Source organism: Streptomyces sp. BE20, assembly GCF_036322525.1.
Classification (GTDB): domain Bacteria; phylum Actinomycetota; class Actinomycetes; order Streptomycetales; family Streptomycetaceae; genus Kitasatospora.
In genome coordinates, this window is sequence record NZ_JAQYWW010000943.1 from 21,027 (window position 1) to 43,505 (window position 22,479).

Here is a 22,479-nt window from a genome sequence, read left to right on the forward strand (position 1 = left end):
CTGCCGTGCGCGCCTACGACTGGTCCCAGACGTCGACGGTCAGCGTCCGATCGGCCGGGCAGGCGGCGATCAGGTCGGGGTGCAGCTCGTGGCTCCACACCGGGATGTCGGGCCGGGCGCCGGGGATCGCGTCGCCGTCGAACAGCGGCAGTACCTCGCCCGCGCGGACGGTGAAGCGGTTGGGGTAGCCGTCGAAGGACAGCTGCTCGGCCTTCCCGCTCGCGGCGAGCTTCATGATCCAGTCCGCCCCGAAGAGCCCGGTCTCCCATGTGGCGAGGACCACGGGACTGCCCGCGCCGTCCACGGCCTCGTCGGCCTGCGGGCCCGGCGCCGACACGATGATGAACCAGCCGAGCATGCGACACGCTCCCCTTCGGTCCGCTGCGGATCGGTCGAGAGCCTACGCGGGTCAGGCCGGCGGCACACCGCTTCGGCGAACCTCCCGGGTACGGCCCGCGAACGTCCGGCGGGGCCGGAGGAGGCCGCCGGCGGTGCGAGCCCTACGGGCGGCCCGGCCCGGCCCCGGTCACGGCCGGTCCGGTCCGGGCCGAGAGGTCCGGGCCAGGAGGTCCGGGCCAGGAGGTCAGGGCTTGAGGATCAGCCGGATCGGGTCGCCCTTCTTCTGCTCCAGCGCCTCCACCGCGTGGGCGGCGTCGGCCAGCGAGAAGGTGCCGCTGACGGACCGGGAGAACTCCAGCCGGCCGCCGCGCACCAGGTCGACGAGGTCGATGACGTCCTGCGGTCCGGAGCCGTAGTGGCCGCGGATCTGCTGGCGCAGGTAGCTGACGAGGGTGCCGTTGGTGACGGTCAGCGGCTTGTCGGTCAGACCGACCAGCACCAGGCGGCCGTGCTCCCCGAGCGAGGCCATCGCCTGCTCGCGCACCGGCGCGACGCCGGCGAAGTCGAACGCGGCGGCCAGCGGGCGGCCCCGGGTGGCGGCACGCAGGCGGTCGGCGAACGCGGGGTCGGCGGGGTCGAGGGCGGCGTCCGCGCCGAAGGCCAGTGCGCGTTCGCGGGCTGCGGGCAGCGGGTCGACGGCCACGATCGGGTAGGCGCCGACGGCGCGGAGCAGCTGGACGCCGTGGGCACCGAGGCCGCCCACGCCCCAGACGCCGACGGCCTCGGCCGGGCGGACCGCGCCGGTGGACGTGATGGCCGCCCACGGGGTGGAGACCGCGTCCGGGACGAAGCATGCCTGCTCGAAGGGCAGGTCGTCGGGGATGGGCACCAGGGTGGTGGCGGTGGCGAGCGCGAACTCGGCCCAGCCGCCGTCGTAGTCCACGCCGCGGGTGTAGACGACGCCGTCGCGGGTCTCGCCGGCCTGGAGCAGCACGCGGTCGCCGACCGCGGCGGTGGTGACGCCCGCGCCGAGGGTGTGCACGGTACCGGCGACCTCGTGACCGAGGGTGACGGTGTCGCCCTGGAGGAAGAGCGGCTTGAGCATGCCCTGGATCAGGTGGACGTCGGACAGGCAGACACCGGCGGCCTCGACCTTGATCAGGACCTCGCCCGGGCCGGGCGAGGGCACGGGCACCTCCTGGACGGCGAAGGCTCCCTTCGCGACGTCGAGCCGGCCGGCGAGCATCGTGGCGGTCATTCCGGTTCCCTTCCACAGGGGGCGGCGGTCGGTGGGCGCGCCGCTCCGAACTTACTTGTTGTTCGACAAGCAAGTTGCACTCTACCATGGTGGTATGCCTACGCACGAAGCCCCGGACCCGTCCGCCCGGCCGCCCCGCCCCTCCCGGCCCTCGTCCGGCGGATCCGGCGAGCCGCCCCGTCGGACCCAGGCCGAGCGCCGCGCCCGGGCCGAGGCCGCACTGCTCGCCGCCGCCGCCCGGCTGGTCGCCGAACACGGCAGCGCCGGGGTGACCCTCGCCCGGGTCGGCGAGGAGGCCGGTTTCAGCCGCGGCCTCGCCACCCACTACTTCGGCTCCAGGGCCGCACTGCTGACCCGGCTCCAGGAGGAGGCACTCTCCGAGGCGATGGCGGCCGCGGCACCCGAGCGCAGCGGCTCCGACCCCGTCGAGGAGCTCTGCCGGTTCGCCCGAGCCTGCCTGGACGGGGTGCGACGGCCGACCGACCTGGGGCGGGCGTTCGTCGTCCTGGGCGCCGAGGCCCTCGCCGGATCCTCCGAACTCACCGACGCCGTCGCACGGTTGGACGACCGGATGCGCGGCTGGGTGGCCGGCGTGGTCCGCCAGGGCGCGGCCGACGGGCAGGTCCGGGCCGGCGTGGACCCGGACGCCTACGCGGTGGCGCTGGTCGGCCTGCTCAAAGGGCTGATCGTGCAGGCCGCCGCCGCTCCCGAGTCCTTCGCGGTGGACCTCGCGGGCACGGAGGCCGAGCGGTGGATCCGCCTCGCCCTCACCGCGCCCTGACGGCCCGCCCCTCCTCGCGACCGACCGGCGGCCGAGGCGCTCCGGATCCTCGGCACTGCGGCGCTCCGGCGCTCCGGCGCTTCGGAGTTGACGAATCTGTCCATGAAAAGGTCTTCTGTACAACGGAGTCGGGCTTCGCACCCCGCCGGTGACGGCAGCGGGGTATAGCGCCGGCCGTCGGTCCCCAACGGCATCTCCCGCCGATCGGCGGGTGCTCCTACGGTTTGCGGCAACCCCCACACCGTGACCGCAGGAGATCCCCCATGCTCAGACGACCTGTCCGGGCGGCGTGTGCCGTCCTGGCCGCCGCCGTCCTGACGTTGACGGCGCTGCAGACCAGCGCCGGCGCCGCCGCACCCCCGGCGGGCGGCCCCGCCGACACCGCCCGGGCGGCGGCGGCCTCCGCACCGGACACGCTCGGCGTGTCCGCGGCGCCGCCCGAGGTGCTGGCCGCGCTGCAGCGCGACCTCGGCCTCACCCCCGACCGGGCCAGGACCCGGCTGGCCAACGAGGCCCGGGCGGGCGCCAGGGCCGCGGCCCTGGCCCAGGGCCTGGGCGGCACCTGGGCCGGCTCATGGGTCGACGGCCCCGACGCCGCCACCCTGACCGTCGCCACCACGCGGCCCGCCGACGCCGAGACGATCCGGGCGGCCGGCGCCAGCCCCGCCCTCGTCACCCACCCGCTCGGCACGCTGGAACGGACCCTCGCCGCACTCGACCGCGCCGCCGGACACACCACCGCGGTCGCGGCGCCGGTACGGTTCGTCGACGTGCGCACCAACGCCGTCGTGCTCCAGGCCACCGACACGCGCGCCGCCGAGCGGCTGGTCACGGCGGCCGGCGTGGACCGGGCACTGGTCCGGGTGGAGACGGTCACCGAGACACCCCGGCCGCTCTACGACATCCGCGGCGGTGACGCCTACTACATCGGCGGCAGCAGCCGCTGCTCCGTGGGCTTCGCGATCACCCGCGGAACCACCCAGGGCTTCGCCACCGCCGGCCACTGCGGGCGTGCCGGCTCCTCCACCACCGGATCCAACCGGGCCTCCCAGGGCAGCTTCCAGGCCTCGGTCTTCCCCGGCAACGACATGGCGTGGGTCGCCACCAACAGCAGCTGGACCGCCACCCCGTACGTGAGCGGTCCCGGCGGGAACGTCCAGGTGACCGGCTCGGTGCTGCAGCCCGTCGGCTCCTCCGTCTGCCGGTCCGGCTCCACCACCGGCTGGCACTGCGGGACCATCCAGCAGCACAACACCAGCGTCACCTACGCCGAGGGGACCATCTCCGGGGTCACCCGCACCAGCGTGTGCGCCGAACCCGGGGACTCCGGCGGCTCGTTCATCTCCGGCAGCCAGGCTCAGGGCGTCACCTCCGGCGGCTCCGGCAACTGCTCGCAGGGCGGCACCACCTACTTCCAGCCCGTCAACCCCATCCTCCAGGGCTACGGACTCACCCTGAAGACCGACTCCCAGGGACCGGGCCCCGGCCCCGGTCCGGGCCCCGGTCCCGGCACCCCCGGCGGCACCTGGGCGGCGGGCACCGTCTACCAGGCCGGCGCCACCGTCACCTACGGCGGCGGCACCTACCGCTGCCTCCAGGGCCACCAGGCCCAGCCCGGCTGGGAGCCGCCCAACACCCCCGCGCTCTGGCAGAGCGCCTGATCCCGCACCGCACCGACTCCCGCGTGCGCCGTGGTCCGCCGCGTGGCGGACCACGGCGCACGTGCGGTGCACCCCGGGCCGCCTCCGGCACGGCGCGACGGCGGGCCGGTGATGTGAGACGTTGGTCGGGGGTCGGAACCATGGAGGAGGCGCCATGTCGTCCAAGCGACGCCGCAAGAAGAAGGCCCGCCGCAAGCACGCCGCGAACCACGGCAGGCGGCCCCAGTGCTGAACCGCCGCCCGGGGTGAGGCCGGGTGTCCGGCCCGGAGCACCGACGTGCTCCGGGCCGGCCAGCGCTCGGACCCCAGCGGCCGGGCGTCAGCGGCAGCACCCCAGCGGCAGGGTGTCAGGAGTCGGGCGTCAGCGGCCGGCGGCCTCCGGGGCGAAGCAGAGGCTCGCCATGGTGGCGCGGGCGGTCCAGCCGAGGGAGGCGTAGAGCGCGCGGCCGTCCGGGGTCGCGACCAGCAGACCGGTGCCGGCCCCGCTCCGGCGGGCGGCGTCCTGCAAGGTGCGCATCACCAGGCCGCCCAGACCGCGCCGGCGGTGCTCGGGCGCGGTCTCGATCTGGTCGGCGACGGCGGTGGCGCCGGTGCAGGCGATCTGACCGCGCGCGGCGAAGTGGCCGTCGGCGGTGCGGACCAGCACCCGGACCACGCCGCCCCGGCTCCACGAGGTGAGGGTGTAGCCGGCCGGCACCGTCGGACGCTCGGCGGCGAGCGGCACGGTCATCAGGAAGCCCGGCACGTCGAACTGCCAGCCGGGGCCGAGCCAGGGACGGACGGTGTCGTCGTCCGCGAAGAGCTTCAGCCACGTCCCCGGCGCGCTGGTACCGGCCACGATCTTCCGGACGTCGGCCTCGGTGGGCTCGGGCAGGACGTGCCGCGACACCTGGGCCCTCTGTCCGACGTCGACGGTCCACCCCCACGGCTCGTCCACGGGGTCGCTCGCGCCCCGCGAGACGATCCAGCCCTCGATCCACATCCGGACGAGTTCGTTGACGGTGAGTCCCTGCATCATCCACCCCCGTAATGGTCAAAATAGTCCCGTACAGCTTACCCGACCGTGCCCGGTGCGGTCGATGCGTTCGCCGGGACCGGCGTCGCCGCCGCCGCGAAACCGCCGTACCCCCGCCGTTCGGCAGGGGTACGGTCGGCCACGCCGGACAAGGACGCGCCCGGGCCGGTCCGGCTACTCCTCGGGCTCGGCGATCAGGCCGAACTCGGCCAGCAACGCGCCGACTTCGGTCGCGTCCAGCCGGTGCAGCAGGTGCTTGCGCACGAACGCCGGCCCCGGAAGATCGAGTTGCTCGCCGTCGCGCAGCCGGCTCGTCGCGGCGAGCAGCTTGCGCAGGTCGTAGGTCGAGTTGAACACCTCGGGCACACCGCGCTCGATGCCGAGGAGACGGTAGGCCGCCTCCATGCCGGTGCGGACGGAGTACTCGGTGGTGAAGATCGTGTCCCGGGTCGTCTCGGCGAACTGGCCGATGAAGGCGAAGTTGACCGCGCCCTCCGGCACCACGTCCGGCCGGTCCCCGGCACGGCGGGGAAGGAAGAAGGACGTCACGTACGGCATCATCACCGGCACGCACCGCGCGCCCTCGGCCGCGAGGTCGGGAATCTCCTCCACGGGGACGCCCAGGTGGTACAGCCACTCCCGGGTGATCTCCTCCCCCGTGCACTCCTGCATCGGCTTGCGGACGAAGTCGCCGGGCCGGTCCACGAAGAGCGAGTAGAGCCAGACCACGATCCGGTCCGCCGGCTGCTGCTTGAAGTGCGGCTGCCGGTTGACCGTCCAGCTGAGCAGCCAGGAGGAGTCCCGGGCGGTCACGATGCCACCGGTGACGACACCGCCGGAGAACGGGTCGCGCTTGGCGACCTTCTGGATGTACCGCGGGATCCGCGGGTCGAGGGTGGTGACCGTCGCCGACTCCCACTTGCTCTGTGCGATGTTGCCGCAGAACACCTCCGGGTGCCCGAAGGAGGGGTCCTTCGCGGCGATCCGGCGCCACAGGTCCCAGGCCGGGGCGGGGCCCTCGTCGAGCCGGGCCGGAGTGTGCTGGTCGCCGTTGTCGGAGTTCTCGGTGAGCGAGCCGATGGTCGTGAGGACCAGGTCGTCCGCCCCGAGGTCGACGCCGCCCGGCCGCCCGGCCTCGGTCCAGTGGATCCTGGTCGCCAGCTTGCGCCCCGGGGCGAGATCGAAGTCGATGTCGGTGACCTCGGTCCCGAAGCGGAAGACCACGCCCTGGTCCAGCAGCCACCGGGTCAGCGGGAGCACCATCGACTCGTACTGGTTGTACTTGGTGAACTTCAGTGCGGACAGGTCCGGCAGTCCCCCGACGTGGTGGACGAAGCGGTGGAGGTAGAGCTTCATCTCCAGGGCGCCGTGCCACTCCTCGAAGGCGAACATGGTGCGCCAGTAGAGCCAGAAGTTGCTCTCCAGGAACTCCCGCCCGAACACCTCGTCGATCCGTTTGCCCTCCAGTTCCTCGTGGGTGGTGAGGAAGATCCGCACGAGGTCCTTCTGCGCGCGGTCGTCGAGAGCGAAGAGCCCGTCGGTGCCGGCGTCCTCGCCGCGCCGCTCGGTCACCCGCTGGAGCGAGAAGTTCGGGTCGTCCTTGTTGAGCCAGTAGAACTCGTCGAGGACGGAGGCGCCCTCGATCTCCAGCGACGGGACGGAGCGGAAGAGGTCCCAGAGGCACTCCATGTGGTCCTCCAGCTCCCGGCCGCCGCGGATCACGAAGCCCTTGCCGGGCTCCTTGATACCGTCCAGCGCGCCCCCGGGGAGCTTCAGCCGCTCCAGGACGGTGATCCGCTCCCCCGGCAGCTGGCCGTCCCGGATCAGGAAGGCGGCCCCGGCCAGCGACGCCAGCCCCGCCCCGACGAACCAGGCACTCTTCCGCTCCACGCCGTCCGGCTTGCGGGGGCGGGCGAACGCCTCGTAGTTCCCACTGCTGTAGTACACGTCGACTCCCTTGCTCGCTGGCCGTTCCATTCACTCGTGGCGCACGTGCCCACCGCCTCGCGGGCAGGACCGAACGGGTGACGGGACGGCGGTCGCGGCCCGGGTGTCAGACGGCCGCGCTCTCGGGCCGCGGTGCGCGGGCGTCCGATGCCCGCTGCTCGCGCCGCGCCCAGCGGACGGCCGGCGGCGGCGCGACCGGTGGCAGGAACAGCAGGATCGCGGCGGACGCCGCGAAGGCGACCGCGTTGCCGAGGACCGGCAGCCGGTAGGCGGTCACCGTACCCACCTGGACCGTCCAGCCGGCCAACAGGGCGCCGAGCGAGGTGCCGACGTTGGTCACGGCGCGGAGGTGGGCGCGGAATCTCCTGCGGCCGGTCGCCGCCGTGATGCCGGATGAGCGGGCTGCGCGCGGCCAGTCCGGCTGCCTCGGCACCGGTGGCCGCGCACACCGCGAGGACGAACGGCCAGAAGGCGTCCACCAGGACGAAGGCGGCGGTCGCCAGCGCCTGGACGACCAGGGTCGTCGCGTAGACGCCGCGCGCCCCGCGCCGGTCCGCAGCAGCGAGTCCGGTCCGACGCGCCCCCGGGCGGACGTCCGGGCGGCACACCGCCCGGGTCCGGGCCTCAGTACGGCAGGTAGTAGCTCAGGAAGTCGGCCGTGAGCGGCGGGAACAGCACCGGGAACAGCTCCTCGTCCGTTCCGTAGACGTCGGGGCGGATCCGGGCCAGCCCCTCGATGCCGTGCGGGCCGAACAGCAGCGCGGGGAGCTGGTCGGGCGCCACCCCGGCGCCCTTCGCAAGGCCGGGCCCCTGCATCGGGCCGCCGGTGACGACCTCGCCGAGGCCGTCCGCGAGGACCGGGATCCGGTAGTGGGCGCCGAAGGTGGAGATCACGACGTCCCGGCCGACGCGGTCGACGCCGGCCGCGGCGAGGCGTTCCCGGAACAGCGGCCGCAGGCGGTCGAGCAGCACCGCGACGTCCGGGATGCGGACGTAGTACTGCTCCGCCGTGCGGCGCGGCCCGTCGTCGAGGAACTCCTGCCAGGCGGCGGCGGTCACGGTGCCGGCCCGGTGGACGACCCGCAGCCCGCCCTCGGGCACCAGGGCGGCGGCGGCGCGGAGCAGCTCCCGCGCCGCCGCCTCGTCGACCGCCGCGGCCTCGGCCAGCAGCATCTGCTCGCCCGGGGGCGTGATCCGCCCGACGGCCGCGACCGACCCGGCGCGTTCGAGGACGCGGAGGCTGCTGGCGTCGTGCTCCAGCAGCCACCGCCAGCGCGCCTGCGGGTGAGCGACGGCGACGTCGAACCCGGCCTGTGCCGCGTCCTGCAGCGCCGTCACGGCCGGGATGTCGGCCGGTCCGGCGGCACGGAGCAGCGGCGCGCCCTCCCCGGTCGGCAGGCTCCGCACAACCTGCGTCCGCGGTATGTCGATGGCGTACTCGTAGCCGAACAACCGGTAGAAGTACGGAATCCCGATCATCACCTGGACGAGGTGCCCCCGGGCGGCGGACCGGTCGTGCGCCCACCGCATGAGGGCCCGGACCAGGCCCCGCCCCTCGTACGCGGAGTCGGTGGCGACCAGTTCGACCTGGCCGGCGGGCAGCCGGACGCTCCCGATGCGGACCTCCTCGTCGAGCAGCGTCGCGGTGGAGACCACCCGGTCCCCGTCGACGACCACCGCGCAGGACGGATACCCGGCGTCGGGGTCGTCGACCACCAGGCGGTGGTCCAGCGCGTCCCCCGGCTCGCCGCGCTCGGTGAGGAGCGCGCCGATCTGCTCCAGGTCGGCCGGCCCCGCCTCCCGCAGGACGAGGCCGTCGGCCAGCGATACGGACACGGAGGATCCTGTGGTCTCGGTCACGCCCGGACTATTGCACCCGTCGCTCCGCCGCGTCCATCGAGTTTCCGGGCGCCGCTCCGGGGCGGCCGGACGGGGGCGCCGTCGCCCGAACGCCGCACGGCGGGGCGTGCCGCCATCCCACCGGGCCCCCTCCGATGGCCGACCGGGGCCGCGGGGGATTGCATGGAGGGACCGACCCCACTGTTCCGGGAGGGTGCCATGTACGAGATGTGGGCCGAGCACGATCCGGCGGTGAACCCGCCGTCCCTGGTCTGGCACGTCGTGGCGAAGGAGGATGCGTCGAAGTCGCTCTGCGGCCGGTTCCTGGAACCGGGTCAGCGCGTCGTGCCGGGCGGCTCCGACGGGCAGCCCGGGCTGCCGGACAGTTACTGCGACCCGTGCCTCGTCACGGTGCGCGAGAGCATGGCGGCGACCGCCGGCTGATCGTGCCGGGCAGCAGGGTGCCCCGCCGGGACGTCCGGCCGGGCACCCTTCCGGCTGCCCGCCGTCCGCCGTCGGTCCACCCGTTCCGTCCCGAGCTATTGACGCGGATTCCAACAGTGGCGATTCTCGTCACACCGAGTACGCGGGACATGACAGTCGATCCGGCGGGGTTCTCGCGCTCCGAGCGGACGGCCCTTCGACCGCGTCGTCCGCTCGTCCGGAACTGAGTGGTGACCATGACCCGACTCCCCCACGCCCGGCCACGAATCGTCACCCTGCTGATCTCCCTCCTCGCCCTCGCCGCCGCGATGCTCGCCTCCCCGGCGCCCGGAGCGGCGAGCGGCGCCGACTGGTGGGAGCCCGTCTCCCGCCCGGCGCCCGACTCCCGGATCGACGTCACGGGCGAGCCCTTCCGGGGCACCGACGCCCAGGGCAGGGTCCGCGGCTTCGTCGACGCGCACAACCACCTGATGTCCAACGAGGCCTTCGGCGGCCGGCTCATCTGCGGCAAGACCTTCTCGGAGGCCGGCGTCGCGGACGCCCTGAAGGACTGTCCCGAGCACTACCCCGACGGGTCGCTCGCCTTCTTCGACCTCATCACCAAGGGCGGCGACGGCCGGCACGACCCCGCCGGCTGGCCGACGTTCGCCGACTGGCCGGCCCACGACTCGCTGACCCACCAGCAGAACTACTACGCCTGGGTCGAACGCGCCTGGCGCGGCGGCCAGCGGGTCCTCGTCAACGACCTGGTCACCAACGGGGTGATCTGCTCGGTCTACTTCTTCAAGGACCGCAGCTGCGACGAGATGACCTCCATCCGCCTCCAGGCGCAGAAGACGTACGACCTCCAGGCCTACGTCGACCGCATGTACGGCGGACCGGGCAGGGGCTGGTTCCGGATCGTCACCGACAGCGCGCAGGCCCGCGAGGTCGTCCGCCAGGGCAAACTGGCCGTCGTCCTCGGCGTGGAGACCTCGGAGCCGTTCGGCTGCAAGCAGATCCTGGACGTCGCCCAGTGCAGCCGCGACGACATCGACCGGGGACTGGACGAGCTGCACCGGCTCGGCGTCCGCAGCATGTTCCTCTGCCACAAGTTCGACAACGCGCTGTGCGGGGTGCGGTTCGACGAGGGCGGCCTCGGCACGGCGATCAACGCCGGCCAGTTCCTGTCGACCGGCACCTTCTGGCAGACCGAGCGGTGCGCCGGCCCGCAGCACGACAACCCCATCGGCCTGGCCCCGGCGACGGCCTCCGTGCAGCAGCAGCTCCCGCCGGGCGTGACGGTCCCCTCGTACGCCGGGGACGCGCAGTGCAACACCCGCGGCCTGACCGAGCTCGGCGAGTACGCCGTGCGCGGCCTGATGAAACGCAAGATGATGCTGGAGGTCGACCACATGAGCGTCAAGGCGGCGGGCCGCGCCTTCGACGTCCTCGAATCGCAGTCGTACCCCGGCGTCCTCTCCTCGCACAGCTGGATGGACCTCGACTGGACCGAGCGGGTCTACCGGCTCGGCGGCTTCGTCGCCCAGTACATGCACGGCGCCGAGGGGTTCAGCGCGGAGGCGGGGCGCACCGACGCACTGCGCGACAAGTACCGCGTCGGGTACGGCTACGGCACCGACATGAACGGCGTGGGCGGCTGGCCGGGCCCGCGCGGGGCGGACACCGCGAACCCGGTGCGCTACCCGTTCCGCAGCGCGGACGGCGGCTCCCTGATCGACCGTCAGACCACCGGCAGCCGTACCTGGGACCTCAACACCGACGGCGCCGCCCACGACGGCCTCGTCCCGGACTGGCTGGAGGACGTCCGGCTGGTCGGCGGCCAGGACGTGGTGGACGACCTCTTCCGGGGCGCGGAGTCCTACCTCACCACCTGGGGCGCGGCCGAACAGCACCGGGCCACCGTGAACCTGGCGGCGGGAGCACCCGCCGCCGCCAGCTCCAGCGAGTGGAACCCGTTCACGAGTTACGCACCCGGCCGGGCCGTGGACGGCAGCACGGCCACCCGCTGGGCGAGCGACTGGAGCGACGACCAGTGGCTGCGGATCGACCTCGGGGCCACCACCCTGGTCGGCCGGGTCACCCTGGACTGGGAGCGCGCGTTCGGACGGTCCTACCGCATCGAGGTCTCCACCGACGGCGCGACCTGGCAGCCCGTCTGGGCCACCGCCGACGGTGACGGCGGCCTCGACACGGCACGGTTCGCCGGTGTCCCGGCCCGCCAGGTCCGCGTCCACGGCCTGCAGCGCGGCACCTCCTGGGGCTACTCGCTGCACGAGCTCGGCGTCTACGGCGGCTGACCGTCCCGGAGCACGGCCACGGCCGCCTCCCGCAGCGCGTCGCGGCGGGGGGCGGTCGCGGCGCGTGTGACCCACGGTGACGGGGGCGTCCGGGGCGCCGCCCGCCGACGGCGCCCGGAGAGTGCACGGTGTAGTCGACCGGCCACGTGTCGTAGGTCTCATCGGCGGCCCGGGCCGGTTCGTCCGCGTTCCGATGTGGTGGGATGTGCCGTCACCAGGTGATGGTCACTGACGCGGGGGTGCGTGTTGAGGAGTGGACGACTGTTCGGTCTCCGGCCGGACGAGGGTGCGGCGGAGCTCGCCGCGGCGGGCCTGATCCGGCTTGCGGCCGAGGAGCGGCGGGGCGGCGGGGCCGGCACCCGGCCCTGGCTGTGGCAGATGCGGGCGGCCTCGTTCGCGGACGCCTGGCTGGCCTTCGCCGACCCGGCGGCGCCCGGGCTGCGGGTGCCCGCGGAGGCCGTCCTGCGGTCGGTGGTGCACCGGGCGGCCGAGCTGGTCCTCCAGGCGCACGACGGGGACGGGCCGGCGGCGCTCGACCGGCTGGGCCGGCAGGCCGCCGAGGCCCGCGAGCGGGCCCGGCGGGACGACGCCTCCCACCCGGCCGAACCCGACGCCTTCGCCCTCGTCTGGCACGGCGTCCAGGCCGCGTCCGCCGGCCACGGCGCCGAGACCGAGCGGGAACTCCACCGCACGCGCATCGCCGAACGGTGCGAGGCGTACGTCCGCGGGCGGCACCGCCGCCAGGACACGCTCGCGCTCGTGCTGGCCTGCGCCCGGTGCGCCGCGGGCGCCCTGGGCGAGCTGAGCGACGACGACCCGGGGGCTACGGCCGCGTGTCTGGAGGAGCACGCGGCCCGGTTCATGCGGCAGGACGGTCCCGCCCCGCTCTGGGTGCCGGGCCGACCGGGCCAGCTCACCGGCTGAGGCCACCGGGCGGGCGGCCGTCGGCCGCCCGTCACCGGGCGCTCGTCAGGCGCCGGCGCGGGGCACCTCGTCGAGGAGGTGCCCCAGCGCCTCGTCGGCCAGTGCGTACCGGACGACCCGGCCCTCCTTCACCGCGGTGACGGCGCCGGACGCCCGCAGCAGGCGCAGGGTCTGCGAGACGGCGGTGGGGCTCACGCCGCAGGCGAGGGCGAGGTCGGAGACCGGGATCGGCCCGGCCGCGCGCAGGGCCACCAGCACGGCCAGCCGCCCCGGTTCGGCCAGCAGCGCGAACCGGGCCGCCGCCCGGCGCAGCCCGTCCCGGCCGGCCACGGCCTCGGCCGCCGCGCGTGCCGCGGCGTCGTCGATCGCCCGTGCCACCCCGTCCCCCACTCGTACGCATGCCGCCACGTTGCGTTATTGCAACATATGCGCAACTGCGCAACCTTGTCGAGAAGTGCGGCATGCCCCTACGGTGGTCCCGCCGTGGTGCTCGGGAAGACCGGTGACGCTCCTTCGGGAGCCAGTCCGGAGCGGCCCTCGCCACTGTGAACGGGGAGTGTCCCTGCCGGGTCCGCGCACGCGGGCAGTCACCGGTGCCGCACGGCGCCGGGAAGACGAGTCAGGGACGCGCTCGGCCCTGCCCGGACGCGGGCGGAGCCGTCCACCCAGAGCCAGGAGACCGGCCGCGGCGTGCACGACTCCCCCGACCTCACCCGGGGGTGCCCCCCATCGAGGAGCTGGAGAGGCTGCCCGCCCATGTCCCTGACCAATGAGTCCCCCGGAACGACACTCGCCCAGCCGCCCCGCTGGCAGCGCCGGGACACCGTCCGCACCGCGGTCCTGCTGGGCGTCATCGCCGCCATGCACGTGGTCGCCTTCGGCACGCTGTTCCTGCTGGTCGCGCCCAACGACTACACCGTCGGCACCCAGGTCTTCGGCGTCGGACTCGGCGTCACCGCCTACACCCTCGGCATGCGGCACGCCTTCGACGCCGACCACATCGCCGCCATCGACAACACCACCCGCAAGCTGATGGCGGACGGGCAGCGCCCGATCTCGGTCGGCTTCTGGTTCGCGCTCGGCCACTCCAGCATCGTCATGGCGATGGCCGCCCTGGTCGCCGGCGGCGCCCAGTTCGCCGGCACCCTCGTCGACGAGGAATCCAGCGTCCACGGTGTGCTCGGCGTGATCGGCACCAGCGTCTCCGGGACCTTCCTCTACCTGATCGCGGCGCTCAACCTGTTCGCGCTCGCCGGCATCTACAAGGTCTACAAGGCCATGCGGGCCGGGCAGTTCGACGAGCGGCAGCTGGAGAAGCACCTCGACGAGCGCGGCTTCATGAACCGGATCCTCGGCCGCCTCACCAAGTCCATCACCCGCCCCGGCCAGATGTACCCGCTGGGCGTGCTCTTCGGCCTCGGCTTCGACACCGCGACCGAGGTCGCCCTGATGGTGATGGCCGGATCCGGCGCCGCCTCCGGCCTGCCCTGGTACGCCATCCTCTGCCTGCCGCTGCTCTTCGCCTGCGGCATGAGCCTGTTCGACACCCTCGACGGCACCTTCATGAACTTCGCCTACCACTGGGCGTTCTCCAACCCCGTGCGCAAGGTCTACTACAACCTCACCATCACCGGCCTCTCCATCGCCGTCGCCTTCCTGATCGGCACCATCGAGCTGGTCTCCGTCCTGCACGAGAAACTCGACCTCACCGACCCGGTCAGTACCTGGATCGCCGAGATCAGTCTCGACAACGTCGGCTACGTCATCGTCGGACTGTTCGTCGTGGTCTGGGCCTGCGCCCTCGGCTACTGGCGCATCAGCAACGTCGAGCAGCGCTGGGCCGCCCGGGTCGAGAAGACCGGCTGAGCCGAGCACCCCGGCCGGCCCCGGTACCCGGCCGACGCGCGCCCCCGGGCCGCCACCGCGTGGTGGCGGCCCGGGGGCGCCGTGCTTCCGGCGGGGCGGACGGGGCGCAGCGCTCCGTGCGGAGGTCACGTCCGGGCGCCGGGCCCGGCGGGCCCGGCGACCGGGGCCGGCAGGTGCGCGTGCACGGTCTTGCCGCCGCCGGGGCCGAGGGTGGTGTAGAGGCAGTCGCAGAGAGCCGCGACCAGGCCCAGTCCGAGACCGCTCGTGGCGACGCCCGGTTCCGCCGGTCGCGGCACGGGCAGGAGGCGGCTGGTGTCACTCACGGTGACGGCGATCCCCGAAGCGTCGCTGCTCAGGCGGACGTTCCCGGGGCCGCCGGTGTGACGGACGGCGTTGGTGACGAGTTCGCTGACGACCAGCAGGGTGTCCTCGTACAGCGCGGGCGGGACGCGGCTGCGGGCGAGGAAGGCCCGGGCCTGCGCGCGGACCTCCGCGACGCCGGAGGGCCGGCCGGGGAAGGAATCGGTCCACGCCGGCGGTGGGATCCGGGCGGGGGCGGACAGGGGTGCGACGGTGTCCATGGCCTGACGGCCTTTCGGGAGCCGGCCGGGCGGCGGCCCGGCCGGTGGTCCGGAGGTGAGGGGTCCGGGTCCGGCGGCGGGAACGGGCGCGGGGACCGGAACGGGGGCGGGGCGACGCCCCGACCGCCCGTCCGACCCGTCGCCGACCGTACGCCGTGGGGACACGGTGCACGGCCGGCGGGCCCGGTGGCGAGGACCTGGTGGCGGGGCCTGCGGCGGCCTGACGGCAGCCGACGGCGGTGTCGTACGGCGGTGCCGTTCAGCGGCAGTGCCAGCCGGCGGACACCCAGACGCGCTCCCAGTGCGCCGGGGTCCACTTGTTCTCCCAACCGGCCTTGTGCCACACCTTGTGCCAGGAGCCGTCGTGCCAGTGGTGGTGGTTGTCCCACCAGCCCGGGTGCCACTCGTTGTGCCAGTGGCCGGACTGCCGGACCGGCTCCGAGTGGCCGGGCACCAGCTTGTTCTCCCAGTGCGCCGGGTACCAGCGGCACTGCCGGTGATCCTGGTGCTGCCGGTGGTCCTGGTGCTGCCGGTCGCCGTGGTCGGTCGTCCGGACGGTACTCGCCGAGGCGGCCGAGGCCGCACCGGCGGACGTGGCGACCGCTGCGCCGCCGCCGAGCATCACGCAGGTGGCGGCGACGGCCAGCGACTTCCTGGTCCGTGTTGCGCGCATGGCCCGTCCTCCTTCCTGATCCGATGTCATCCGGCCCTTCCCGCCGCACTGTTCGGGTGCTCTGACGGGCGGACGCCGGAACTTGTTCTCTGCCACTGATTCGCACGGGACCGGGCGCCGGACGGGTCACGCGGGCATAAATTGTGGGGGAATGTTCTACTTTTCACCGGTAAAGGAAGCACTGGCGACCCGCCCGGCGGACAGGGGACCCCGCACCCCGCCCCCGGCCGCGGCCGACCCGCGGTCGACCCGCCCGGGTGATTCCTGCCGGGAGACCAGTCCGCGGGGCCCGTCGGTCACGAATCACCAGTGCGGGCGCGCGTGAGAGCCCCCGCGCCCGGCGTGCGACCGTTCGCCGGGCCGTGCGAGTCGGAACCGCCGGGGTGAGCGACGGCACGGACGCAGCCGTACCCGGGCGCCGTCCGTGCCGCCCCGGCTCCGGCGACGAAGGGAGCCACGGTGTCCGAGCCGCTAGCACTGCCCGGCCCCACCGCCGCGGACCGGCGACTGCGGGAGCTGGTGGCCCGCACAGCCGTCGGCGACCACGACGCCTACCGCACGCTCTACCGGGCCCTGGCCGGCCAGGTCCTCGGCATGGTGCGCCGCGTCCTGCGCGATCCGGCCCAGTCCGAGGAGGTCGCGCAGGAGGTGATGCTGGAGGTCTGGCGCTCCGCCGCCCGCTACCGCCCCGACCGCGGCGGCGTCCTGGCCTGGGTGATGACCATGGCCCACCACCGCGCCGTCGACCGCGTCCGGCGCTCCCAGGCCGAGTCCTCACGCGAGGAGAAGGCCGCCGCCCACCTCCAGGAACGCGCCTTCGACGAGGTAGCGGAGCAGATCGAGAACCGGCTGGAGCGTGAGCGCGTGCGCCGCTGCCTGGGCCGGCTCACCGAACTCCAGCGCCAGTCACTCGTCCTGGCCTACTACCGCGGGCTGACCTACCCGGAGGTCGCCGACCTCCTCGAAGCCCCGCTGAGCACCGTCAAGACCCGGATGCGCGACGGACTCGTCCGCCTGCGCGACTGTCTGGGGGCCGGCTCATGACCGCGCACGACTCCCACACCCTCGGGGGCGCCCACGCCCTCCACGCCCTCGAACCCGCCGAGGCCGCGCTCTTCGAGACGCACCTGGCCGCCTGCCCGTCCTGCGTCCAGGAGGCCGCGGAGTTCGCCGACACCCTGGCCCGGTTCGCCGCCGCCGACGCCGTGCCCCTGCCGGACGGCATGGAGGCGCGCGCGATGACCGCCGTCACCGGGATCCGCCAACTCCCTCCGGCGCGCCGCACCCCGGACCCGCGTCCACCGGCACCCCCGGAGCCGGGCCACGAACCGGCCCCGTCCGTACCGGCGCCCCGCCGCCCGCGCCGCCGCGCGCGCGAGCTCGTCCTGGCCGCCTGCCTCGCGCTCACCGCCACCCTCGGCGGGGTCGCCGTGCAGCAGCACGACCAGGCCGAACGGGCCCGCACGGCCGCCGCACACCAGCGGACCGAACTCCAGGAGGTCGCCGCGCTGGTCACCGCCCCCGACGCCCGTAGCAGCACCACCGGCTCCGACGAGGGGAGCGGCACCGTCGTCTGGTCCGCGGACCGCAACCAGGCCGCCTTCCTCACCACGGGGCTGGCCCCCCTCCCGCCCGATCGCGTCTACGAACTCTGGTACGTCGACGACGAACCGCGGCCGGCCGGTCTGCTCCCGCAGTCCCGCGGCACCGTGGTGCTCGCCGGTCCGCTGGACGGCGCGAAGGCCGTCGCCGTCACGGCGGAACCCCTCGGCGGCTCCCCCGCACCGACCACCGACCCCCTGCTCGTCGTCCGCCTCGCCTGACCGCCGCGGGCGCCGCGCGCCGGGGCCGGGAGCCGGTCGCGCCACCGTGACGGCCTTCTCTCCCCCCGTCCTTCACACACCTGTCCTCCCCGGTGTTCGACGGGTGACGCGTACGTCGACCGTGCCGTCGACGCACCCGTCACCCGTCCGGCGTCACCCGTCGGCGTCACCCGTCAGGCGGCACCCGTGGGCGGAGGTCAGTCCTGGGCGATCGGCAGGGCCAGATCCGTGACGGCCGAGCCGGCCGCGAACGCACCGAGCGCGGTGGCCCGTCCGGTCAGGACGTCGACCCGGTAGAGCGACCGGGTGCCGCCGACCTCGAGCGCGGCGTAGCCGTGGTTGGTGCCCTGCCCGGTCGAGTAGTAGATGTCGAAGCCCGCGTCGACGGCGGGGTCGACGCCCAGCGCACCGGTCGGGGCGAGGGTCCCGGCGTTGGCCGGCGACTGCAGGACCGTCCGGTTGAGGGTGGTGTCGAGGTCGAAGAGCGTGGTGGCGGTGGCCGGGTCGAGGTCGTTGTTGGTGTAGGCCGCCGCGGTGACGCCGAGCGCGGTGGTGCCGGTGGTCGCCGGGGGGACGGCCGGGTTGGTCAGCGTGCCGTCGGCGACGGTGGTGCCGGCCGCCGGGGTGCCCGCCGGGTCGTCGAGGTTGTGGCGCAGGTTCTGGCCGGTGTCCGAGATGACCCGCAGCCGGTTGGCGGCGGGGTTGAAGTCCACTCCGAAGAAGGCGCCCTGGAGCGGGACGGTCAGCTGGGAGACCTTGGTGGCGCAGCCGCTGGTGTCGTCGAGGGTGTAGATGCCGCCCTGGTCACCGACCCCGTAGAGCAGGCCGTTCTGCACGCGGTAGTCGATGCCGACGATCCTCGCGTCGCCCGTGAGACCGGTGACCGCCCCGACGGTGCGGACCCGGTCGGGGTGGGTGACCGGGAAGTCCACGAGTGTCTGGTCGGCGGTGAGGCCGATGGCGTGGAGTTTCTCCCCGCCCTTGGCGTCGGCGGGGGTCAGCGCGGTGGCGCCGGGGGCGAAGGTCAGGCCGAGCGAGGCGGCGGTGAGGGCGGTGGCGACGGCTGCCGCCAGACGGTTGCGCATGGGTGCTTCCTCCGGTGGGTGGCGGGCCCCCGGGGTGGGGGCCCGCCACCCAGCAACGCACGGCGTCGGCCGCTCCCGCCGCTCGGCGCGGCCGTGGTTCACCCGGGAGGAGGCCGGGTCGGGGTGAAACCCGTGACCCGACCAGTCCGGCGGCCCTCGGTGTGCGAACACTCCGCTGCCGGGGCGTCGCGCCCCGGCCCAGGGGCACCGCGCCCCGGGTGCGCCCGGAGCGCGGGGAGGGCCTAGAAGTAGTGGACCACCGCCAGCCGGAAGCGGGCCTGTACGGCGATTCCCGCGCCCTCGTGCGCGAAGGTCACGTCCTGGTGCCGGGCCAGGCCGGGCTGCGTGACGTCCGCGCTGGAGATCGTCCCGAAGGACTCGCCCAGGGACAGCGGTGCGATGTCCTCCGCGAACAGCTCCCCGCCGAAGTCGAGGAAGTAGCCGAAGTACTTCGGTTCCGAGGGATCGAGGTTCTCCCCGACGGACAGGGCGATCCGCATCCCCGCGTCGACGGGCGTGGCTCCGCCCCGGAAGAGGCGGAGGGGGCCCTCCGGGAAGGTGAACACGTCGTGCCGTGCCATCTCCACCGCCGTGACGGCTCCGCCGGTCATCAGGACCTTGTTGTAGGTCACTCCCCGGAGCCCGCCCGACACCTCCACGTAATCGTCGGATCCGAACCCGCCGGTCTCGGCGTAGAACTCCTCCAGGACGACCTCGACGAGTTTCGCCATCGGGGACCTCCACCCGCGCGTCACTCCGCCCGGTCCCGGGCGCTGCGCCCGCCGGAGCGGAGGATCTTCCCCGGCATCGCAGCCGGGCGGCGGCCCCGCGCATCGGTCGGGTCCCCACGGCCGAGGGCCCGTCCGGCCGCCGCGGGGTGCGGCCTGCGCCACCTCCGGGACCAGTGGGCCGGGATCCGCCGGGGCGCGGGAAGGACCTCGCACCGGGCCGTCCACGGTACGGCCGGCAGGACAGCGCCGCGCCGCCGGACCGCGCCGCGCACTTCCGGCGCCCCCGACCGGCCCCGGTATCCGCCCGGCGGGCACCCGCGCCGGGTCCCGGCTTCCGTCGCATGACATCGTGGACCCATGTGCGGACGCTTCGTTTCCACCACGACTCCCGTCGACCTGGTCGCCCTGCTCGGGGAGATGCGCTGGGACCCCGCCGAAACCCTCGCCCCGAACTGGAACGTCGCACCGACCGACCCGGTGGCGGCCGTGCTGGAGCGCCTCGACCGGGAGTCCGGTGAGCTGGTGCGGCAGGTGCGCCCGGTGCGCTGGGGTCTGGTGCCGTCCTGGTCGAAGGACGCGTCCGGCGGCGCGCGGATGATCAACGCGCGGTCGGAGACCGTCCACGAGAAGCCGGCCTACCGGAAGGCCTTCGCCGAGCGGCGCTGCGTGATCCCGGCCGACGGCTACTTCGAGTGGCGGCCCGTCCCGGCGGGCGAGGGCCGCAAGGCGTACAAGCAGCCGTACTTCCTCACCACCGGGGAACCGATGCTGATGGCCGGCCTGTACGAGTTCTGGCGCGACCCGGCGGTGCCCGAGGACGACCCGGCCGCGTGGCTGGCCACCGCGACCGTCGTCACCCGGGACGCCACCGACAGCGCCGGCCGGATCCACGACCGGATGCCGCTGACCATCGCCACCGCCGACCTCGCGACCTGGCTCGACCCCGCGACCACGGATCCCGACGAGCTCCACCACCTGCTGCACACCCCGGGCGGCGGCGACCTCACCGTCCGCGCCGTCTCCACCGCGGTGAACAGCGTCCGCTCCGACGGCCCGCAGCTGCTGGACGAGGTGCCGGACCCGCTCGGCCTCGCCGGGTAGCGGCCGGGCCTGCGGTTCCGGCGGCGCGACCGGTGGCGCGTCGGACCGGGGCGGTCAGGCGGGGGCGGTCAGGCGGGCGGGACGTCGGGACGGAAGGCCAGGAGGGCGATGTCGTCGCGGGCGTCGGGGACCTGGGCGAGCAGGTGGTCGCACAGATCGTCCAACGGACGGTCGCGCGCCCGGCCGGCCGTGTGCGCGAGCCGGTCCAGGCCCGTGGTCAGGTGCTCACCGGGGACTTCGACGAGTCCGTCCGTGTAGAGGATCAGGGTGTCACCGGCGGCGAGGCCGGCCCGGTGGGTCCGGCGCTCCTCGGCGGGGGCCACGCAGAGCGGCACGTCCGTCAGGTCCGACGTGAGGTAGCGGGCCGGGCCGTCGGCGGGCAGCAGCAGCGGGGGCGGGTGTCCGGCGTTGGACCAGGCCGCGAACCAGCCCCGGCCGGAGCGGGTGAGCTGGACGTGGACCGCGGTGGCGAAGGAGCCGATGCCGAGGCCCTCGGCGGCCCGGTCGAGCGCGGACAGGGTGTCGGCGGGCGTGTGCCCGGGCGTCGCGTTGTAGGCGACCGAGCGCAGCATGCTGCGGAACTGGCCCATCGTGGTGGCGGCGGTGAGGTCGTGGCCGGCGACGTCCCCGATGGTCAGGGTGAGGGACCCGTCGGGCAGGAGGAAGGCGTCGTACCAGTCGCCGCCGACCTCGGCGGTGCGGTTGCCCGGCTGGTAGCGGGCGGCGAGCCGGGCGCCGGGGACGGCCGGCGGCTCGGTGAGCAGGGCCCGCTGGAGGATCAGCGCGGCGTGGCGGGTGCGCTGGAGCTCCAGGGTCTGGCCCAGCGCGCCCTGTGCGCGCTGGAGGACTTCCTGGAGGAGGTCGATGTCGCCCCGGCCCGGCGGGGGCGAGCCCTGGCAGGTGGCGGCCGCGGCGAGGGCGGCAGGGGTGCCGTCGATGACCAGGGGCAGCAGGGTGAGGCTGGTGGCGCCGGCGGCGGCCAGCCAGCGCGCGGACTCCTCGGGCACCACGCCGGCGGGGATCTCGCCCGGCGGGAAGGTCAGCAGGGCCGGGGTGCGGTCGGCGACCGCGCGCAGGGCCACGGGTCCGAGCCGGAACGTCTGCCCCCGGAGCGGGGGCAGCGGGGGCAGTCCCGCGCGGGAGGTGGAGGCGATGCGGGTGCCGGTCGTCGCCCCGTGGCCCCGTTCGGAGAGCAGGAACACGGTGCAGGCGTCCGTGAGCTCGGGCACCACCAGCCCCGCGACGGCCGCGAAGGCGTCCTCCGGTCCCACGCTCTCGGTGACGGCCATGGTGTCGGCGAGGAGCCGTTCGCGCAGCCGGGTGCGCCAGCGGTCCTCGACGTCGGCGGTCGCACCGACCCACTCCACGAGCTCGCCCTCGCGCACGATCGGGACGCCGCGGGCGGTGATGTGGCGGTACTCGCCGGAGGCGAAGCGCAGCCGGTAGGTGTGTTCGAACATGGCAGGCTCACCGGCCTCCGCCTCCATCCAGCGTTCCCGCAGGCCGGCGCGGTCGTTGGGGTGGACCAACGACATCCAGGCCTCGTCCATGGTGTCGCGCCAGGGGTGCCCGGTCAGCCGCTCCCAGCCGGGGACCAGCTCGGTCATCGCGCCGTCCGGCTGGGCGGTCCACACCAGCTGGGAGACGGCCGAGACGAGGGCCTCGTAGCGCTGGAGGGCGTGCAGGCGTTCCGTCGACAGGCGCTGGGCGCGCTGGGCGGAGTGCACCTGCCCGGTGGTGTCGATGGCGGCGACGAGGACGCCGGGGCCGAAACGGGAGGCGACCGGCGAGCAGCTGTAGACGAAGTGCCGGTGCTCGCGCTCCCCGTCGCCGGAGCCCTCCAGGGTGCGCGGGGTGGTGACCTGTCGGGCGGTGGTGTCGGCGAGGACGAGGTCGAGGGTGTCGACGAGTCCCTCCTCCTGCGGTTCGGTGAACAGCTCGCCGACGGGCACGCCGAGCGGCCGGGGGCCGAACAGGTCACGGAAGGCGTCGTTGCGGTAGACCAGGCGGTGTTCCCGGCCGGCCGTCAGCGCGATCGCCACGATCGCCCGGTCGAAGACCTCCGGGGTCAACTGCGGCTCGAACACCCGTGACGGCCCCTTTCCGGTTTC

General features: G+C 74.5%; 22 protein-coding genes. 10 read left to right on the top strand and 12 right to left on the bottom strand.

Features of this window, described 5'->3' with window-relative positions; translation table 11 throughout:
- Nucleotides 1-13: 13 nt before the first annotated feature.
- Nucleotides 14-358 carry a hypothetical protein gene (locus PUR61_RS23495; RefSeq protein ID WP_329881349.1) on the bottom strand — a complete coding sequence of 115 codons (345 nt, stop codon included), beginning with the start codon at nt 356-358 and terminating at the stop codon, nt 14-16.
- A gap of 225 nt (nt 359-583) precedes the next feature.
- Nucleotides 584-1,597, bottom strand: coding sequence for a zinc-binding dehydrogenase (locus PUR61_RS23500; protein WP_329881350.1), 1,014 nt, complete (start codon nt 1,595-1,597; stop codon nt 584-586).
- Nucleotides 1,598-1,691: 94 nt separating this feature from the next.
- On the opposite strand from PUR61_RS23500, the gene PUR61_RS23505 reads away from it, so the two are divergent.
- Both PUR61_RS23505 and PUR61_RS23510 read left to right on the top strand, forming a co-directional pair.
- The gene (locus PUR61_RS23505; protein ID WP_329881351.1) at nt 1,692-2,378 is read left to right on the top strand and encodes a TetR/AcrR family transcriptional regulator; all 687 of its coding nucleotides are present in this window, start codon (nt 1,692-1,694) and stop codon (nt 2,376-2,378) included.
- 263 nt (nt 2,379-2,641) lie between these two features.
- A complete protein-coding gene (locus tag PUR61_RS23510; RefSeq protein ID WP_329881352.1) occupies nt 2,642-4,039 on the top strand; it encodes a carbohydrate-binding protein in 1,398 nt (465 codons plus the stop codon).
- A gap of 361 nt (nt 4,040-4,400) precedes the next feature.
- Here PUR61_RS23510 and PUR61_RS23515 read toward each other — a convergent pair whose 3' ends face one another.
- The 3 genes from PUR61_RS23515 to PUR61_RS23525 all read right to left on the bottom strand — a co-directional run bounded on the left by PUR61_RS23515 (nt 4,401) and on the right by PUR61_RS23525 (nt 7,341).
- Complete coding sequence (locus tag PUR61_RS23515) at nt 4,401-5,057, bottom strand: GNAT family N-acetyltransferase (RefSeq protein WP_329881353.1); 657 nt, start codon at nt 5,055-5,057, stop codon at nt 4,401-4,403.
- Between the two features lie 171 nt (nt 5,058-5,228).
- Nucleotides 5,229-7,001: an oleate hydratase gene (locus PUR61_RS23520; protein WP_329881354.1), complete on the bottom strand. Its 1,773-nt coding sequence runs from the start codon at nt 6,999-7,001 to the stop codon at nt 5,229-5,231.
- A gap of 106 nt (nt 7,002-7,107) precedes the next feature.
- Nucleotides 7,108-7,341: a hypothetical protein gene (locus PUR61_RS23525; RefSeq protein WP_329881355.1), complete on the bottom strand. Its 234-nt coding sequence runs from the start codon at nt 7,339-7,341 to the stop codon at nt 7,108-7,110.
- 53 nt (nt 7,342-7,394) lie between these two features.
- On the opposite strand from PUR61_RS23525, the gene PUR61_RS23530 reads away from it, so the two are divergent.
- The gene (locus tag PUR61_RS23530) at nt 7,395-7,532 is read left to right on the top strand and encodes a hypothetical protein (RefSeq protein ID WP_329881356.1); all 138 of its coding nucleotides are present in this window, start codon (nt 7,395-7,397) and stop codon (nt 7,530-7,532) included.
- A gap of 93 nt (nt 7,533-7,625) precedes the next feature.
- Here the strand turns inward: PUR61_RS23530 and PUR61_RS23535 are convergent, their stop codons facing one another.
- Entirely contained in the window at nt 7,626-8,861 is a 1,236-nt protein-coding gene (locus tag PUR61_RS23535; protein ID WP_329881357.1) for a GNAT family N-acetyltransferase, read from the bottom strand.
- Between the two features lie 198 nt (nt 8,862-9,059).
- Here PUR61_RS23535 and PUR61_RS23540 point away from each other — a divergent pair, with 198 nt between their 5' ends.
- The 3 genes from PUR61_RS23540 (at nt 9,060) to PUR61_RS23550 (ending at nt 12,508) form a co-directional block, all read left to right on the top strand.
- Nucleotides 9,060-9,284 (top strand): hypothetical protein, encoded by a 225-nt coding sequence (locus tag PUR61_RS23540; protein WP_329881358.1) that lies wholly within the window; start codon nt 9,060-9,062, stop codon nt 9,282-9,284.
- Nucleotides 9,285-9,520: 236 nt separating this feature from the next.
- On the top strand, nt 9,521-11,584 hold the full coding sequence (locus PUR61_RS23545; RefSeq protein WP_329881359.1) for a galactose-binding domain-containing protein: 2,064 nt from the start codon (nt 9,521-9,523) through the stop codon (nt 11,582-11,584).
- Between the two features lie 246 nt (nt 11,585-11,830).
- Entirely contained in the window at nt 11,831-12,508 is a 678-nt protein-coding gene (locus tag PUR61_RS23550) for a hypothetical protein (RefSeq protein ID WP_329881360.1), read from the top strand.
- 45 nt (nt 12,509-12,553) lie between these two features.
- Here the strand turns inward: PUR61_RS23550 and PUR61_RS23555 are convergent, their stop codons facing one another.
- Nucleotides 12,554-12,886: an ArsR/SmtB family transcription factor gene (locus tag PUR61_RS23555; RefSeq protein WP_329881361.1), complete on the bottom strand. Its 333-nt coding sequence runs from the start codon at nt 12,884-12,886 to the stop codon at nt 12,554-12,556.
- A 378-nt stretch (nt 12,887-13,264) separates the two neighbouring features.
- Here PUR61_RS23555 and PUR61_RS23560 point away from each other — a divergent pair, with 378 nt between their 5' ends.
- Nucleotides 13,265-14,374 (top strand): HoxN/HupN/NixA family nickel/cobalt transporter, encoded by a 1,110-nt coding sequence (locus tag PUR61_RS23560; RefSeq protein WP_329881362.1) that lies wholly within the window; start codon nt 13,265-13,267, stop codon nt 14,372-14,374.
- 125 nt (nt 14,375-14,499) lie between these two features.
- Here the strand turns inward: PUR61_RS23560 and PUR61_RS23565 are convergent, their stop codons facing one another.
- Both PUR61_RS23565 and PUR61_RS23570 read right to left on the bottom strand, forming a co-directional pair.
- Nucleotides 14,500-14,955, bottom strand: coding sequence for an ATP-binding protein (locus tag PUR61_RS23565; protein ID WP_329881363.1), 456 nt, complete (start codon nt 14,953-14,955; stop codon nt 14,500-14,502).
- Nucleotides 14,956-15,214: 259 nt separating this feature from the next.
- Complete coding sequence (locus PUR61_RS23570; protein WP_329881364.1) at nt 15,215-15,628, bottom strand: hypothetical protein; 414 nt, start codon at nt 15,626-15,628, stop codon at nt 15,215-15,217.
- Nucleotides 15,629-16,087: 459 nt separating this feature from the next.
- On the opposite strand from PUR61_RS23570, the gene sigK reads away from it, so the two are divergent.
- Both sigK and PUR61_RS23580 read left to right on the top strand, forming a co-directional pair.
- The gene (sigK, locus tag PUR61_RS23575) at nt 16,088-16,672 is read left to right on the top strand and encodes an ECF RNA polymerase sigma factor SigK (protein WP_329881365.1); all 585 of its coding nucleotides are present in this window, start codon (nt 16,088-16,090) and stop codon (nt 16,670-16,672) included.
- Nucleotides 16,669-17,451 (top strand): anti-sigma factor, encoded by a 783-nt coding sequence (locus PUR61_RS23580; protein ID WP_329881366.1) that lies wholly within the window; start codon nt 16,669-16,671, stop codon nt 17,449-17,451. The genes sigK and PUR61_RS23580 overlap by 4 nt, the downstream gene beginning before the upstream one ends.
- A gap of 197 nt (nt 17,452-17,648) precedes the next feature.
- Here the strand turns inward: PUR61_RS23580 and PUR61_RS23585 are convergent, their stop codons facing one another.
- Together PUR61_RS23585 and PUR61_RS23590 are read right to left on the bottom strand one after the other, a co-directional pair.
- On the bottom strand, nt 17,649-18,536 hold the full coding sequence (locus tag PUR61_RS23585; RefSeq protein ID WP_329881367.1) for a DUF4394 domain-containing protein: 888 nt from the start codon (nt 18,534-18,536) through the stop codon (nt 17,649-17,651).
- Nucleotides 18,537-18,778: 242 nt separating this feature from the next.
- Nucleotides 18,779-19,267 carry a hypothetical protein gene (locus tag PUR61_RS23590; protein WP_329881368.1) on the bottom strand — a complete coding sequence of 163 codons (489 nt, stop codon included), beginning with the start codon at nt 19,265-19,267 and terminating at the stop codon, nt 18,779-18,781.
- Between the two features lie 357 nt (nt 19,268-19,624).
- Here PUR61_RS23590 and PUR61_RS23595 point away from each other — a divergent pair, with 357 nt between their 5' ends.
- Nucleotides 19,625-20,368, top strand: a complete 744-nt coding sequence (locus PUR61_RS23595) for an SOS response-associated peptidase (protein WP_329881369.1) — start codon at nt 19,625-19,627, stop codon at nt 20,366-20,368.
- 68 nt (nt 20,369-20,436) lie between these two features.
- Here the strand turns inward: PUR61_RS23595 and PUR61_RS23600 are convergent, their stop codons facing one another.
- The gene (locus tag PUR61_RS23600; protein WP_329881370.1) at nt 20,437-22,455 is read right to left on the bottom strand and encodes a SpoIIE family protein phosphatase; all 2,019 of its coding nucleotides are present in this window, start codon (nt 22,453-22,455) and stop codon (nt 20,437-20,439) included.
- Between the last annotated feature and the right edge of the window lie 24 nt (nt 22,456-22,479).